The sequence below is a fragment of the Clostridium sp. DL1XJH146 genome, from assembly GCF_054819755.1.
Genome location: NZ_JBTVVN010000023.1, coordinates 46,319 through 63,274 on the forward strand (window position 1 = coordinate 46,319; position 16,956 = coordinate 63,274).

A 16,956-nucleotide genomic window follows, 5' to 3' on the forward strand; every position below is an offset into this window, starting at 1 on the left:
GTTGGCTATAATACTATATGCTAATACCTAAACTTTTGTTAACTATTCTGTTTTATATACTTGTTACTTATTAGCTATTGTTTGAACAAAGTTAATTAACTTAGCCAAAGTTTTAAATTCAATAATATTCTAGTGTTCTCAATAAATAAAATAACAAAAAGAGAGCCTAAAAGACTCTCTTTTTCGTAAATTTTTATATTAAATTATTGTTGACTAAGTTCCTCATCAATAGCTTTAGCAGCAGCTTTACCAGCTCCCATAGCAAGTATAACAGTAGCAGCACCTGTTACGGCATCTCCACCTGCATATACTTTATCTTTAGTTGTTTTTCCTGTTGTCTCATCAGCCACTAGACATCTCCATTTGTTAGCTTCTAAACCTTTAGTTGTTGAACAAATAAGTGGGTTTGGACTTGTGCCTAATGCCATTATAACAGTATCAACATCCATTACAAATTCTGAACCTTCAATTGGTACTGGTCTTCTTCTGCCACTAGCATCAGCTTCTCCTAATTCCATTTTAATACATTTCATACCTCTAACCCATCCATTTTTGTCAGCTAAGATTTCCACTGGATTTGTTAAAATATCTAAGATTAAACCTTCTTCTTTAGCATGATGTACTTCTTCTAATCTTGCTGGAAGTTCTTGCTCTGATCTCCTATATACTATATGAGATTGAGATCCTAATCTAAGGGCAGTTCTTGCTGCATCCATAGCAACATTTCCACCACCTATAACGGCTACTCTTTTACCTGATTTTACAGGTGTTTGGTAGTCTTCTTTATAAGCTTTCATAAGGTTAACTCTTGTTAGATATTCATTAGCTGAAAAAACTCCATTAAAATTCTCACCAGGAATTCCCATGAATTTAGGAAGACCTGCTCCTGAACCTACAAATACAGATTCAAAATTTTCATCCTCTATCAACTCTTCTATTGTTGTAGTTTTTCCTATAATAACGTTTGTTTCAATTTTAACTCCAAGCTTTTTAATATTTTCTATTTCTGCTTTAACAACTTTTTCTTTTGGTAATCTAAACTCTGGTATACCATATACTAAAACACCACCGGCTTCATGAAGTGCTTCAAATATAGTTACATCGTAGCCTTTTTTAGCAAGATCTCCTGCGCAAGTAAGTCCAGCAGGCCCACTACCAACTACAGCTACTTTTTTACCTTTGCTTTCTTCCTTTTCAGATAAATCAATATTGTTTTCTCTTGCCCAATCAGCTACAAATCTTTCTAACTTTCCTATTGAAACAGGTTCTCCTTTTATTCCAAGGACGCATCTTTCTTCACATTGGCTTTCTTGTGGACAAACCCTTCCACATACAGCTGGCAAAGAACTATACTTGGCAATAACTCTTGCAGCCTCTTCAAATTCATTTTTCTTTACATGTTCAATAAATCCCGGTATATCTATTGAAACTGGACACCCACCTACACACTTAGGATTTTTACAATTCAAACATCTTTGTGCTTCTGCAACAGCTTCTTCCTCATTATATCCATAACATACTTCTTCAAAATTTCTACTTCTAACCTTAGGATCTTGTTCTCTTACTGGTATTTTATGCATTCTATCCATTAGTTGTCACCTCCGCAACCGCAGCCACCCTTGTGATGATGTGTATCTCCTTCTTCTACCTTAAGTTGACTTCTTCCTTCTTCTGTCTTATACATAGTTTGTCTTCTCATAGCTTCTTCAAAATTAACTAAGTGTCCATCAAATTCAGGTCCATCTACACACGCAAATTTAATTTCATTTCCTATACTTACTCTACAAGCTCCACACATGCCTGTACCATCTACCATAATTGGATTAAGACTTACTGTTGTAGGTATGTCGTATTCTTTTGTCATAAGACACACAAATTTCATCATAATCATTGGTCCTATTGCTACTACATGATCATATTTCTTTCCTTTGTTATCTATCAGCTCTTTAAATAAGTTTGTAACAAGACCATGGAATCCATAAGAACCATCATCTGTTGCTACATACAAATCCCCAGCATATTCTTTCATTTCTTCTTCTAAAATCAATGTTGATTTTGATTTTGTACCAATTATTACATCAACATCAATTCCTTGTTCTTTCATCCATTTTACTTGTGGAAATACTGGTGCTGTTCCAACTCCACCCGCAATAAACATAATCTTCTTCTTTTTTAATTCTTCTATATCTTCATGAATAAATTCTGAAGGTTGTCCAAGTGGTCCTACAAAATCGCTAACGTAGTCACCCTCTTGAAGATGGGCCATCTGTACTGTTGATGTACCAAGTTGTTGGAATACAATAGTGACAGAACCTTTTTCCCTATCATAATCACAAATCGTTAAAGGAATCCTTTCTCCCTTTTCGTCTAGCTTGACAATAATAAACTGTCCTGGCTGTGCTGATTTTGCTACTCTAGGTGCATCTATATCCATTAGATATAAATCAGGAGCGAGTTCTCGTCTCTTTAAAATTTTATACATTTACTTTCACCTCTTTAATTATATATATAGCCGAGGAAATCTTAAAATATTTATTGGGTAGACTTAATGACAAGATTTAAAATTACTCTAGTTTATATTATAATTAAAAACTTCACAAAGGTAAAGTGAAGTTCTTAAAAAAACTCTATTTTTAGGAGCTTATTATATTTTTTGCTTTAATAAATATGTTAAAGTTAACAAACTTTCACTCAAATGAACATTTTCTACAGTTACATTTTCCGGTGTTTCAATATCTACCGGTGCAAAATTCCATATCCCACTAACCCCATTTTTTACAACTATCTCACAAACCTTTTGAGCATTTTCTCCTGGAACGCATATAACCGCAATATCAACTTCACAATTACTTAAAAAATCATTAAGACTATCAATATCTTTAACTTCAACATCTCTTATTTTTAATCCAATTAGTTTTGGATTAACATCAAAAATCCCCTTTAACTCAAATCCTAGTCGGTTAAACTCAGTATAATTAGCAATTGCCTGCCCAATATTACCTGCTCCAACTATTACAGTTTTGTATTGAAAATCTAATCCAAGAATTATACTAATTTCTCTATACAAGTCTGAAACATTATATCCATATCCTTGCTGTCCAAAATCTCCGAAACAATTTAAATCTTGTCTTATTTGTGAAGCTGTGAATCCAATTTTTTGACTTAATTCTCTTGAAGAAATCCTATCAATATCATTCTTAATTAATTCTTGCAAATATCTATGATATTTAGGTAATCTTCTTATTACTGCCATAGAAACATTGCTCTTTTTTTCTTTTTTATTCATGCGCGCACTCCCTTTAAGAATTAAAATTAAAATAATAATAACTATTTATAATATAACAAATTTACAATTACAATAAATATGATATATTTATTCTCTATTTTTTTGCATTATTAAATGTTAAACTATATAATATGATTTTATATATTTATGATTAAAAATGCAAGCTATTTGATAATATATATTAATTAAACTAATATGCAAGAGTAAGGTGGGGAATGTAATGGTAGTTTTAAGCTGCAAAAACATAAAAAAAAGCTATGGTGTAGATGAAATTCTAAAAAATACCACTTTTAATATAAATGATAGTGAAAAAGTGGGGTTAGTAGGCCCCAATGGTGCCGGTAAATCTACACTTTTCAAAATTTTAATAAAAAAAATAGAGGCTGATAGTGGTGACATATTTGTTGATAAAAATAAAAAATTAGGTTATCTATCGCAGCATCTAACTTTAGAAAGTACCAATACTATATATGATGAAATGCTAAAGGTTTTTGAAGATTTAACAAATATGGAGAAAAATCTAAAATTATTAGAAATCGAAATGTCAAAACCTTATGACCTTGATAATGAAAAATATCATCAGAAAATTATTAGAAAATATACAGATACAACTGAATTATATCAAAACAAAGGTGGATATACATACAAAGCAGAAATCAACAAAGTTCTAAAAGGTCTTGGATTTACTGAAGATGATTATACTAAAAATATTAATATTTTAAGTGGTGGTCAAAAAACGAGAGCCTCTCTTTGCAAACTTCTTTTAATTAATCCCGATATACTTCTTTTAGATGAACCTACTAACCATTTAGATTTAGAAGCTATTGAATGGCTTGAGGGATATTTAAAAAGCTATAAGGGTACAATTTTAGTAATATCACATGATAGATTTTTCTTAGACTTTATAACCAACAGAACTTTAGAATTAAAAGGTGGAACAATTGAAATATATAAAGGTAACTACACGGAATACCTCACTTTAAAAGAAAAAAGATATGAAGAAAAATTAAAAGCCTTTAAACTTCAAGATGCAGAAATTAAAAGACAAGAGGATATCATAAAAAAGTATAAATCATTTAATCGTGAAAAAAGTATAAAAGCTGCTGAAAGCAGACAAAAACAATTAGATAAAGTAGAAAGAATAGATGCCCCTACAAAGGAAAAAAATTTAAAAAGTTTCACTTTTGTGCCAGAAATAACTAGCGGTAATGACGTTCTTTATTCAGAAAATATTTCAAAATCATATGGTGAAAAAGTTCTATTTACTAATCTCAATTTAGAAATAAAGAAAAACGAAAAAACAGCATTAATAGGCGATAATGGAAGAGGTAAAACTACACTATTCAATATACTAATGAATAAAGTATCACCAGACTCTGGTTTTTTCGAATTAGGCCAGAATGTTATGATAGGTTACTATGACCAAGAGCAATCCAATCTAAATGATGAAAAGAACATATTAGATGAAGTATGGGATACGTTCCCTACAATGACAACAACGAGTGTGCGTAACGCCTTAGCTGCTTTCCTTTTTACTGGTGATGACGTTTTTAAAAAAATATCCAACCTAAGTGGTGGCGAGAAATGTAGAATAAATCTTTTAAAGTTAATGCTTTCACAATCAAATTTCTTACTATTAGATGAACCTACAAATCACCTAGATGTTATGTCAAGAGAAGCTTTAGAAAATGCTTTAATAAATTATGAAGGAACTTTACTTGTGATATCTCACGATAGATACTTTTTAAATAAAGTTGTACATAAAATCCACGAATTGAATATAGATGGTTTGAAAACTTATTTAGGTAACTATAGTTACTATGTAGAAAAGAAAAAAAATCCTCTTAGATTTGAAAACATCGAAGAAATAGAAGGAAAAACAAAAACAGAAATAAAAAATGAGCGAAAAAAGAAAAATGAAGAAAAAAAATTACAACAAATTAAAGGCCAACAAATTAGAGACCTTGAGAAAAAAATTGCAGATACTGAAGAAGCTATTGAAGAATTCCAATCGAAACTTTGTCTAGAAGAAATTTATTCAAATCCAGAAGAAAGTGAAAAAATTACTTTTTCTTTAAAAGAAAGTGAAAGAAAACTAGAAGAATTATATGAAGAATGGGAAAACTTATTATAGAAACAATCATTACTGAAACTGACCCAAATAATTTAAATTCTAATTTCGTAAATCATGAAAAAACAACCATTTCGTATGAAAATTAATTTCTCAAAATATTTATATTTACCATACAAAAGCTGATTTTCTATAATATAGAAAGTCAGCTTTTAATTTTTAAATTCTGTTTTAAAGACTCATTAATTTATAATATATTGTTTGAATCAATAGTTTTTATTTATGAAATTTTAGCAATATACAATTAGCCACTAAGGTATCTTATTATCATATCAATAAAAAGTTCTAATTGCTTCTTTCCTTTAATCTCTTTATCAAAATTTAAAATATTTCCTCTAACTATAAATTTCTGAGAAAGGGCCATCATAGAATTTACAATGGTTACAAACAATATATCTTTATCAATATCAACTCTTATTGACAAATCTTTTTTACCTTCGTCTAAATAACTTAAAAAAATAGGTTTTAAATTTATTACATTTTTTTCATATTCTTTTAGTTTTTCTTTTGAAATATTTTCTTTTACTATATAGTTATCGAAATACTCTATAAATCTCAAATAGTTAGGATAGTTCTCATATATATCAATAAATATTATTAGTAATTGCTTTATTTTTTCTTTACCGTTTATTTCTTTATTATCTATACTTTTAAATTCTTCTAAATATTTCCTATTTATTTCATTTTTCCATATATTTGTAGCCACCTCTATAGCAAGGTCAGTCTTTGTAGAAAAGTATCGATAAACTGAAGCTACACCAACCTGTGCTCTATCTGCAATATCGACCATCTTAGCATTTTCTATCCCCTTTTCCATAAAAACTATTGTAGCAGCTTTTACAACTTCCATTTTTCTTTTTTCTTTCATTTCTTCCCGCTCAAGTTTTCTTTTAGTTTTTATATCCATTTTCTTTCTCCTTTTATAAAGGTTTTATTACAAAGGAATATTTATAAGTTTTATTTTTTACAATCTTAAATTCTTCATGTACTTTGGCAACTCCTGGCAAGTCTCCACCTACACCACATTGCAAATAATCTATATTAAAAGTAACAAAGTCCCTATTCTGTAATTCATGTATATGCTCTGCTTTTTCAAGGTCTTCCATGCTATAAGGCCAAGCACTAGTATTCAATATGTTCTCCCCCATAGCACAAACAACTATGCCCTTACCTGAATCATTGCTTAAAGATACCCATCTTACATCTGTTCTATTACCATTTTCCTGTGGTCTCATATAGTTGTGAATAAGTCCCTCAACTTTACCTTTATAAACGCCAATTTTAGCCCCTGTATTCCTATCCCAATAATTTTCGTGTTCTCCTCTACCAAACCACTGCATATTAGAATATTCCTCATTTAAAGCCATTTGCATTCCAATTCTATACATATCTTTTTTAGGAGTTATTATATTGCTTACATAAATTTCTCCTTTTGAATTAATTTTATAATTTGTTATAACATCATCCTTACAATTAATAACCTTTTGAGTAACTTTTATATTTATATAGTCACTATTTTTTTCAACAGATATCTCTTTAACTTTTCTATTGTCTGTGGCTCTCTTCCATGACCTATCAATCAATATATTCTCTAATTTAGGATTATAATTTGCATATCCTTTATCATTATCTGTTAATACTCTCCAATAGTTAGGTGTCAATGGTGCCTTAATTATTTCACCTAATCCATAATTAATACTTTTTATAGCTCCTAATTTCCTATCAAAAACAATTTTGAAATTTTCACCTTTGACTTCTATAATCTTAGCATTCTCAAAACACTCTACTGTTTTATTATGTTTACATGGCTCTTCAATATTCATTCCAGTACCGAAAGGAATTTTAAATTGGTCCCAAGCAATCTCATAACCTTTCTCTGCAAAAATAGTATCTTTCTTAAACTTAAAAGATATTAAAACATGATATTCTGAACCAATTTTTAACTCTGGTAAATCATAATTAATATTAAATTTCACTTTTTTCTTAGGCATAACATTTAAATCATCTATTTTTTCTTCTTTTATTTTATTGCCATCCTCAGTTATGCTCCAGTTCATTTCAAAATCACTTAAATCGATAAAACTATATTTATTATAAACTTCAAATTCACCTTTCAATAAATTAATTGCTTCAACTTTTATCTCTTGGTAAACCTTTTTAACTTCAAACAAGGAAGGATGTGGTGTTCTATCTCCAAACACTATACCATTTGCACAGAAATACCTAGTAGTCTTTTCTTCTTCAAAATCGCCTCCATAAAGCCACAAATCATTACCTACTTTATCTTTCTTATGAATTACCTGATCTACAAAATCCCATATAAACCCGCCTGCCATATTTTCATATTTCTCGAAAACATCCATATATTTTTGAAAGTTACCAAGGCTATTTTCCATAGCATGTGCATATTCACATAATACTATAGGTTTTCCTTCATATTGTTCTGGCTTTAAAGGTTTATTGTCTGCACTTAACTTATTTAAAATATTATCAAAAATCCCTATTTTTAATTCTTTGTGTCTTCCTAACTTTTCTACCATATCTACTGTGGGATACATTCTTGACAAAACATCACTAACACTAATATCAAAGTCTCCTTCATAATGAAATTGTCTTGTATCATCAAGTTTTAGTGCGGCTTTCTTCATTTCATTAAAATTACTACCATAACCAGCTTCATTTCCAAGTGACCACATAAATATACAAGGATGATTTCTATCTCTTAAAACCATTCTTTCCATTCTATCGACTACAGCTTCTGTCCATACAGGATTATCCCCCGGAACATTTTTTGTTCTTACTCCATGTGTCTCTACATCAGCTTCATCCATAACGTAGAATCCATATTCATTACACAGCTCATAAAAAAATGGGTCATTTGGATAATGACTTGTTCTTATAGCATTAATATTATTCTTTTTCATTATATTAAAATCTTCATAATACCGCTCTTTTGGAACTGCCCAACCATAATCCGAATCAAAATCATGTCTATTAACACCTTTAATCATAATAGGTTTACCATTTATAAGTATTTTCTCATTTTTGATTTCAACAACCTTAAACCCGTATTGTATACTCTTGAGTTCAATAATATTATTTTCTTCATCCTTAAGAGTTAAAATTATCTTATATAAATTTGGTGTTTCAGCTGTCCATTTCCTAGGATTTTTAATATTAGTAGATAGCAATAGCTTCTTTTCTTCTTCAGCTCTAATATTACAGGATGTCATACATATTGACTTGTTTACTTCCTTAGCATCATAATCTAAGAGATGAATTTCAACCTTCACTTTTTTATCTCCCATATCATTATTATTCACAAAAGCATCTATAAATAGCTCCGCATCTTCGTAGTTTTCATCCATTTTACATCTTGCATAAAAATCACTTATATAAGTTTTTGGTTCAGCAAAAATATATACTTCTCTATATATTCCACTAAAAAACCACATATCCTGATCCTCTAAATATGTTCCGTCACAGTATCTATAAACTTCAACGGCAATACTATTTTCTCCTGCTCTTAAATGTTTTGTTATTTCAAACTCAGAAGGAGTCATAGAACCTTGTGAATATCCAACCTTCTCACCGTTAACATACACATAGAAAGCAGATTTAACTGCACCAAAATGTAAAAATGTCTTTCTACCATTAAAGTTTTCAGGAAGTATAAAATTTCTTTTGTACAAACCAATTTCATTGAGCTTATGCTCTATTTTCGGTATGTTTTTCTTCTTCTTATCTATTGCAGGTGGATAATCAAAAGCTAAATAATAAGGTTTCCCATATCCCTTAAGCTGCCAAACTGAAGGAACTTCAATTTCATCAAATTCCTCTAATGAATAGTCTTCTTTATAAAAATCTTGAATATGATTTTCTATACCTAAAATCCACTTAAAATTCCACTTACCATTAAGACTTTTCTTATATGGACTTTCTTCTCCACTTAATACACTTTCATATTTATCAAAAGGATATGCAATAACATGCCCCTCTTGTTTATTTATTTTTATGATAGCTGGATTCTCCCAGTCATAAAGGTTAGCCATAAAATCACCCCCTGTACACAACTTATTTTTAACTATTTCAGACCATTTGATAGTTTAACTATCATCTTGATATTGATTCTATCACAAAATCATTTATATCACAATTTTATATTCATTTTAAAATGAAATAATAGCAAAATATCTTCACTATAGACCCTATCTTTCCCTAGTCAATAAAAAAATCCACGTAAAGGGCATAAACCATTTACGTGGATTTCTCAACTAATATTTAACTAGAAAAGTATTTCTTTAATAACCTTTTCCATCTCATCTTTTTCACATATTTTATCATGTATAATCTTCTTACCTTTCAATTCTAAAACAGCCTTTGGAATTTCAACTCCACTTATTTTTTCTAATTTTGCTGCTAGTGCAAATTCATCTTGCCCTTCATTTAGGTTAATATCATCAAGTGAATCTAAAACTGAACCAACAAATTTATATGGACTTGCTGTTGAAGCAACAATAGCCTTTAGTTCATCTTTTACTTTATTTTTATACTGTTCTAATACGCTTGCTGCAACGGCTGTATGAGTATCCATAACATAATTTTCTTTTTCATACACATTTTTTATAGTACTAGCTGTATTTTCCTCTGTAGTATAACCTGCTGCAAAAGAATTCATATTTTTCTTCATTATTTCATTAATCTTATACTTGCCATCTTTAGCTAATGATTCCATAAGATTTTTTACAAGTGCACTATCTTCACCTGATATACTATAAAGAAGTCTTTCTAAATTACTTGAAATTAATATGTCCATAGATGGTGATTTAGTTGTATAAAAACTTCTATTTTTATCATAAATACCTGTATTAATAAAATCATAAAGAACATTGTTTTTATTTGATGCACAGACTAATTTATTAATTGGAGTTCCCATCATTTTAGCGTAATATGCTGCTAAAATATTTCCAAAATTACCTGTTGGAACAACAGCATTAATTTCTTCTCCCTTTGTAATCTCACCTCTTTTTAAAAGCTGAGAGTAAGTATATACATAATAAACTACCTGTGGAATTAATCTACCTATATTAATTGAATTGGCTGAAGAAAAAACATAGCCATTTTCGTCTAATTTATTCTTAAATTCATCATCTGTAAAAATCCCTTTAACAGCACTTTGTGCATCATCAAAATTACCATTTATACCTACAACAAATGTATTATCACCCTCATGAGTAATCATTTGCAGTTGTTGAACTGGACTTACTCCATCTTTAGGATAGAAAACTATTATTTTAATCTTATCCACATTAGTAAAACCAGCTAAAGCAGCTTTACCTGTATCTCCTGAAGTAGCAGTTAGAATAACTATATCTTTCTCTAATCCTACTTTTTTTGCCGCTGTAGTCATAAGATATGGTAATATTGATAGAGCCATATCCTTAAATGCCAATGTAGGTCCATGGAATAATTCTAAATAAAAATCATCTCCTACTTTTTTGATAGGAACAATTTCCTCAGTATCAAACTTACTATCATAAGCATTATCTATACAATTTTTAATTTCTTCTTCAGTAAAATCATTCAAAAACTTACTTAGAACAACATAAGCCACTTCTTTATAACTCATATCTTTAAGCTTATCAAAGTCAATTCCTAACTTTGGTATATTATTTGGTACAAATAATCCCCCATCTTTTGCAATTCCTTTAACTATTGCATATGATGCATCTACATTCTCTTCTCCGCCACGAGTACTCTTGAATTTTAATTTATCCATTATGTTATATTCCTCCTATTAAAGTTTTTCAACTCTTATAATATTATTAATTTTCTCTACATAAGAAAGTTGTTTTATTTCATCAATAGAAGAATTTAAATCTCCTTCTTTTACCTTATGAGTAATGAAAATTAAGGAAACAAAATCTGATTTTTCTCCCCTTTGAATCATAGATTCAATACTAACATTATGTTTTCCTAAAATCGTTGATATCTCACCTAGTACACCTGGAATATCTTTAACCTTTATCCTCATATAATACTCTGTTTCAGTTTCTTCCATTTTACAAACTTCCATAGGCTCTACATCTGCTTTTTTATTAATCTTATACTCGTCTATGTCATTTCTTAAAACAGTAATTAGATCTGCTACAACGGAACTTCCTGTAGGCAAATCTCCTGCTCCTCTTCCATATAAAAGAAGATCCCCAACAGCATTACCTTTCAAGAAAATTGCATTAAAAGAATCATTAACATTAGCTAGTGTGTGTCTTTTGGATATCATTGAAGGATGAACTCTAATTTGAATTTTCCCATTTCTCTCTTTTGCTATTGCAAGAAGTTTAATAACATACCCAAAATCACTTGCGTATTTTATATCAATACTAGCAATATTCCTAATACCCTCTCTATAAATATCCTCAACATCAACATTGGTTCCAAATGCCAATGAAGTAAGTATCCTAATTTTATACATAGCATCATAAGCATCTACATCTGAAGTGGGATCCGCTTCGGCGAAGCCTTTATCTTGTGCCTCTTTAAGTGCTGTTTCAAAACTCAAATTTTCATGAGTCATTTTAGTTAAAATATAATTTGTAGTCCCATTTACAATTCCAAATATTTCTTCTATTTTATTTGCAGTCAAAGCATCATTTAGTACACTTATAATTGGTATTCCACCAGCAACACTTGCTTCATAGTAAAACATAACCCCATTTTTCTTTGCCTCTGCGATTAAGTCATCACCTCTTGTAGCTATTAAATCTTTATTGGCTGTAATAACATGTTTCTTTGTATTTATTGCCTTTAATATGTACTCATGTGCTAGTTCAATTCCACCCATTACTTCTAGTACTACTCTAATACTATCATCACTAAATACTTCATCTGCATTGGATGTTAATATTTCTTTTGGAACATCAAAGCCTCTATCTTTATCCACACTTCTTACTAATATTTTAGCAACTTCAATTTCATAACCACATCTTTCAGATATTTCCTTTTGGTTGGTTTGTAGTATTTTCCATACCCCTCTGCCTACATTTCCCAGCCCCAATAGTGCAATTTTGACTTTCTTCATTTTATAGCCCCCGTTTCATTAATATTCATTTATTCCGTATAAATATTATTAACATTATACTGTTAATCTATGAAAAAATAAAGGTTTTTACCCTAATCTATTTCAAAGAAGATTAAATAATTATATCAGCTAATGAATATAATAGAATGTTATCATGAGTTTTTTCGTATTGTATTACTCTTTCAGTAAATCCACTTTTAGAGAAAAATATATAATATTTATTTGAGAAGTTTTGAATATTACTTTTTTCTATCAAAGAATCAACTACCTTCATATCTAATAGTTCATTTCTCCATTTACACTCACCAAAAATAGCATTTGATTTATCAATAGCTAAAATATCAATTTCTTCCTGTCTTCTCTTTACAGGATTGTTACCCCACCATCTTCCTATCTTTTCGAAAACAAAAGGCAATTCTAGCTGCTTATTCTTTTTCTTTAAGAACTGTATACATATATCTTCAAATACTTCTCCTAAATAATTACTTATTTCCTCTTTGATTTTATTTTCATATACATAATCAAGCATTCCCTGCTCAATTAATGTACCATTATCAAATACAAACTTGTACCAAAATCTAAAAAGATTATCCTTTAGTCTATAAATACTTTTTCTTGTTTTTTCTTTTTCTCCTACTGGAGTTTCTTTTTCCACAATTTTTAGGTCAATAAGGGTTTTTATATATTTAGAACATTTATCGCCAGCTTCTCCTGTCTTGGTTGATACCTCATTTAATTTTGAAGCTCCATTTGCAATAACTTCAATTATTGAATTATAAATAGCTGGCTCTCTTAATTCTTGCTTCAACAAATTTTTAGGTTCTTCATGAAGATATGACGATTTATCTAAAATAGCCCTTATTACATTATCTTTTATCGATATATTATCTTTAAATTTCAGAATATACTGTGGTATACCACCTAAAATCCCGTATGACATAACTTTTTCCTCTAAGTTATAGTTAGGTAAAAATCTTATACTATCATAAAATCCAAAAGGCTCAACATTAAACTGAGCTGTTCTTCTTCCATACAAAGGACTCTTATAACTCAATACTTCTTTTTCCATAAAACTCATGGATGAACCACATATAATAAAAAAAAGTTTAGTATCTTTTAAATAATGATCTATAAGATTTTGAATTAATGAAGTTATAGTTTTATTAGCAGTTGCTATATAAGGAAATTCATCTATTACCAATAATAATTGTTCATTCTTTGCTTTTTTCGCTAAAAATATAAAAGCTTTTTCCCAGGATTCAAAAGTTGTTATAAAATCTTGCATATCATAATATTCTAAAATTTTCTTAGAAAAACTCTCTAAAGCCATTTTATCGTTATATTCCTCAGCTACATAAAAAATAGCTTTTTTATCCTTACAAAATTCTGAAAGCAATGTTGTCTTCCCAACACGCCTTCTTCCATAAACCACTACAAATTGAAATTGATTATCTTTATGCAATCTATTTAAACTTTCCATTTCATATTCTCTACCAATAAACATTGCTATCACCTCTACTCCAAATCGTAATTATATAAGTTCCAATAACCAACTCTAGAATAACTAACTTTAGAGTTAATTATTCTAGAGTTAGTTATATTATAAGTATAGCATATATTTAACTTTATATACCTTCAAAATTCAATTGAGTTTCTAAATAAATACCTAACAAGAATATCCTGTTAGGTGCTATTAGTTTTTATAATATTTTATCAGTTGAAATTGCTAATATACACTTTAAGTTGCTCCTTTAGGTCACCTTTTATTTCATTAGCCAAGTTTTCATAATAAAGATTACTATCTTTAACAAATATGCATCCCATATAAATAATAGGTTCATCAAAAGTTCTTTCATGTATCTTTTCTTTTGGTGAATCAACATATATATAATAAATATCATCACAATTGTTAAAGTCTTCAATATTATAATTTATTACTCCAAATTCTTTTTGAAGCTTATTCAAAAATTCTTTTTCTATCTTTATTCTTGTTTCAGTGTTATTCTTATCATTACATAGAACAAATTCGTTATATTTATCCATATTGTCCTTAATTAAATTTGGATCTCGTAAATATTCTGCACTAGAATAACTCATAGGGAAATCATCTATAACTGTAAAATGGAGATAGTCGTTATCTTCTTTCTCAACTAAAACAGGACCTACATCTCCTATCAAATCATTAATAAAGCCTGCATTTTTAGCACTTAAATGCCCTATATTATTTAGATTTTTGTAATCACTAAACTCATAGCTAAAAGGAAAATATATCTCCCCTTTTAACTCAACAGGGCTATATCTATAGTGTTCGTCTGTAACATATCTTGCAATAATCTTTTCTTGATCTATAACACTACACACAATAATACTACCAACTACAATAATTAATGCCACAAATAAAAAAATAATCTTTTTCATCTTCATTCCCCCTTAATATTCATTAAAAAATATACTTCATACCATATACCCATGTATCCTTAATTAATTTTTATTAACTTATAACTGAGCTTGCTCCTATATAATATATTAAAAACAACACATAGTTTGAATGCTATGGATTGCACTAGTAATTCATTTATTGGTTTGCTCATCGTTAAACATTTTATTGATGTATTGAGCATTAGTTAAAGCAGCAAGAATCAAGCAAAACTGAAGTACAAGAAATTCGTATAGAGTTTCACAAAACAGAATACCTGGTACAAAACACATCAATGCATTTCTAACGTATATTTGTCCAAGTAAATCTTTTATTTTATTTGTTTTTAAATATGTTTCCTTCTTTTTTATAATAAAGAAAACCACTACCATACCTATCATAAATACTAATGTTATTATGGCTGAAGTTACTAATCTATCCTCTAAATCGTAACTCAAAGTTTCACCCCCTAAGATTTATATACATCTATTCCAAAATCTAATACACCTACTTCTTTTGCAGAAGTTATTAAAGCGCCCAAAACACCCCTTCCCCTCAACATAAAACAGTATAATTATAATACCTCTAAGCCATTTTAAAAATTCAATGATATTAATTTAGTCGTTTCAATTTTTTCATTATTTACTCTTTAATTCTAAAATAACAATAGCCATATTAATTATAGAGAAAATACAACATAACAGAACTGGCATCAAACATATCCCTACATTATCACCCAATTTACTTTTTAAAAATAAAACTCCAATAATCATTGCTCCAATACCAGATAACAGTTGCATAGCTGATACAAATATCATTATTTTAACCCATTTATTATTTCTCACTTAACTTTCCTCCTATATTTATGTAATTAGCTCAATTTATCGGTTGAGTTTGCTAATATACTCTTTAAGTTGATTCTTTAGGTCGCCTTATATTTTACAAAGTATGTGTACTTAACTTGTCCTAAATTATAATAACATATTTTTCTATTTTTGTTTGTCGAAGCCTGTCACACACAAAAAAAAATAGTATTACATTTGTATTTTATAAACTAAAATAGCTAACTCTAAAGTAACTAAATTTAATGTTAGTTATTCTAGTGCTAGCTATGAATTTATCTTTTTTATAAATAAATTTTATTGTCCTTAAAGAATTTAGTTTGAATCCAATGTGAACTACCCTCCACTTACTATGTTGAAGTGGGGGCTTCTTGGTCAATACTCCTAACAGAGCAAGTTTACCCAAGCTACCAAGGTCGCACCGACCTCTAATTATAACCAAAATTATATAGCTAATTTCAGTAGATTTATTCCTGCATTTATATCTCTATCATGATGTGAGCCACATTTTGGACAAGTCCATTCTCTGAGTTTTAGGTCTTTTACCTCTTTATTTTTATAACCACAATTAGAGCATAATTGGCTACTTGCATAATCAGCTGGCGCAACTACTATTGTCCTTCCATACCACTCAGCTTTATATTCTAACATTCTTCTGAATTCAAACCATGATACTTCGCTTATTGCTTTTGATAATTTGCTATTTTTCATCATATTCTTTACTTTTAAGTCTTCTATAGCTACAGATTGGTTTTCTCTAATTAGCTTAGTAGATAACTTTTGCAAAAAATCTTTTCTTTGATTAGCAATCTTCTCATGAAGTTTAGCAACCTTTAATCTAGCTTTATATCTGTTGTTGCTTCCTTTTTTCTTTCTTGATAAGTCCTTTTGTAGTTTTTTTAGTCTTTTTTCTGACTTTCTGAGCCATTTAGGATTTTCATATCTATCCCCATTTGAACAAACTGCAAACTCTTTTAAACCAACGTCGACACCTATTTTATTTTATATCTTTGGCAACTTTATATTTTCAGCATCAACTAGTATAGAAATATAATATTTATTACTACGTGTCTTTGATATAGTACAACTCTTTATAAGGCCCTCAAAATCTCTATGCTGTTTAATTTTAATCATAGATTTTAATTTTGGAATCTTAATACGTCCATTCTCAATAGCTACAGTTCCATTTTGATTATTAGT

General features: G+C 29.2%; 12 protein-coding genes and 1 pseudogene. 1 reads left to right on the forward strand and 12 read right to left on the reverse strand.

The window, feature by feature from the left end:
• Positions 1-203 precede the first annotated feature (203 nt).
• The 3 genes from gltA to ACVHXK_RS11965 form a co-directional block, all read right to left on the reverse strand.
• Positions 204-1,589 (reverse strand): NADPH-dependent glutamate synthase, encoded by a 1,386-nt coding sequence (gltA, locus tag ACVHXK_RS11955; protein WP_461206628.1) that lies wholly within the window; start codon positions 1,587-1,589, stop codon positions 204-206.
• Positions 1,589-2,482: a sulfide/dihydroorotate dehydrogenase-like FAD/NAD-binding protein gene (locus tag ACVHXK_RS11960; protein WP_461206629.1), complete on the reverse strand. Its 894-nt coding sequence runs from the start codon at positions 2,480-2,482 to the stop codon at positions 1,589-1,591. The genes gltA and ACVHXK_RS11960 overlap by 1 nt, the downstream gene beginning before the upstream one ends.
• A 162-nt stretch (positions 2,483-2,644) precedes the next feature.
• Positions 2,645-3,286: a redox-sensing transcriptional repressor Rex gene (locus ACVHXK_RS11965; RefSeq protein ID WP_461206630.1), complete on the reverse strand. Its 642-nt coding sequence runs from the start codon at positions 3,284-3,286 to the stop codon at positions 2,645-2,647.
• A gap of 220 nt (positions 3,287-3,506) precedes the next feature.
• Here ACVHXK_RS11965 and ACVHXK_RS11970 point away from each other — a divergent pair, with 220 nt between their 5' ends.
• On the forward strand, positions 3,507-5,420 hold the full coding sequence (locus ACVHXK_RS11970; RefSeq protein WP_461206631.1) for an ABC-F family ATP-binding cassette domain-containing protein: 1,914 nt from the start codon (positions 3,507-3,509) through the stop codon (positions 5,418-5,420).
• Between the two features lie 241 nt (positions 5,421-5,661).
• Here the strand turns inward: ACVHXK_RS11970 and ACVHXK_RS11975 are convergent, their stop codons facing one another.
• The 9 genes and pseudogenes from ACVHXK_RS11975 to ACVHXK_RS12015 all read right to left on the reverse strand — a co-directional run.
• Positions 5,662-6,324 carry a TetR/AcrR family transcriptional regulator gene (locus ACVHXK_RS11975; RefSeq protein WP_461206632.1) on the reverse strand — a complete coding sequence of 221 codons (663 nt, stop codon included), beginning with the start codon at positions 6,322-6,324 and terminating at the stop codon, positions 5,662-5,664.
• A gap of 13 nt (positions 6,325-6,337) precedes the next feature.
• A complete protein-coding gene (locus ACVHXK_RS11980) occupies positions 6,338-9,469 on the reverse strand; it encodes a glycoside hydrolase family 2 TIM barrel-domain containing protein (protein WP_461206633.1) in 3,132 nt (1,043 codons plus the stop codon).
• A gap of 233 nt (positions 9,470-9,702) precedes the next feature.
• A complete protein-coding gene (gene thrC / locus ACVHXK_RS11985) occupies positions 9,703-11,196 on the reverse strand; it encodes a threonine synthase (protein ID WP_461206634.1) in 1,494 nt (497 codons plus the stop codon).
• Positions 11,197-11,214: 18 nt separating this feature from the next.
• A complete protein-coding gene (locus ACVHXK_RS11990; RefSeq protein WP_461206635.1) occupies positions 11,215-12,498 on the reverse strand; it encodes a homoserine dehydrogenase in 1,284 nt (427 codons plus the stop codon).
• Between the two features lie 112 nt (positions 12,499-12,610).
• Positions 12,611-14,002 (reverse strand): ATP-binding protein, encoded by a 1,392-nt coding sequence (locus ACVHXK_RS11995; RefSeq protein ID WP_461206636.1) that lies wholly within the window; start codon positions 14,000-14,002, stop codon positions 12,611-12,613.
• A 209-nt stretch (positions 14,003-14,211) separates the two neighbouring features.
• Positions 14,212-14,916 (reverse strand): hypothetical protein, encoded by a 705-nt coding sequence (locus ACVHXK_RS12000; protein WP_461206637.1) that lies wholly within the window; start codon positions 14,914-14,916, stop codon positions 14,212-14,214.
• Positions 14,917-15,069: 153 nt separating this feature from the next.
• Positions 15,070-15,372 (reverse strand): hypothetical protein, encoded by a 303-nt coding sequence (locus ACVHXK_RS12005; protein WP_461206638.1) that lies wholly within the window; start codon positions 15,370-15,372, stop codon positions 15,070-15,072.
• Between the two features lie 180 nt (positions 15,373-15,552).
• Positions 15,553-15,759, reverse strand: a complete 207-nt coding sequence (locus tag ACVHXK_RS12010) for a hypothetical protein (RefSeq protein ID WP_461206639.1) — start codon at positions 15,757-15,759, stop codon at positions 15,553-15,555.
• 441 nt (positions 15,760-16,200) lie between these two features.
• A pseudogene (locus ACVHXK_RS12015) lies at positions 16,201-16,956 on the reverse strand (RNA-guided endonuclease TnpB family protein); the annotation flags it as partial.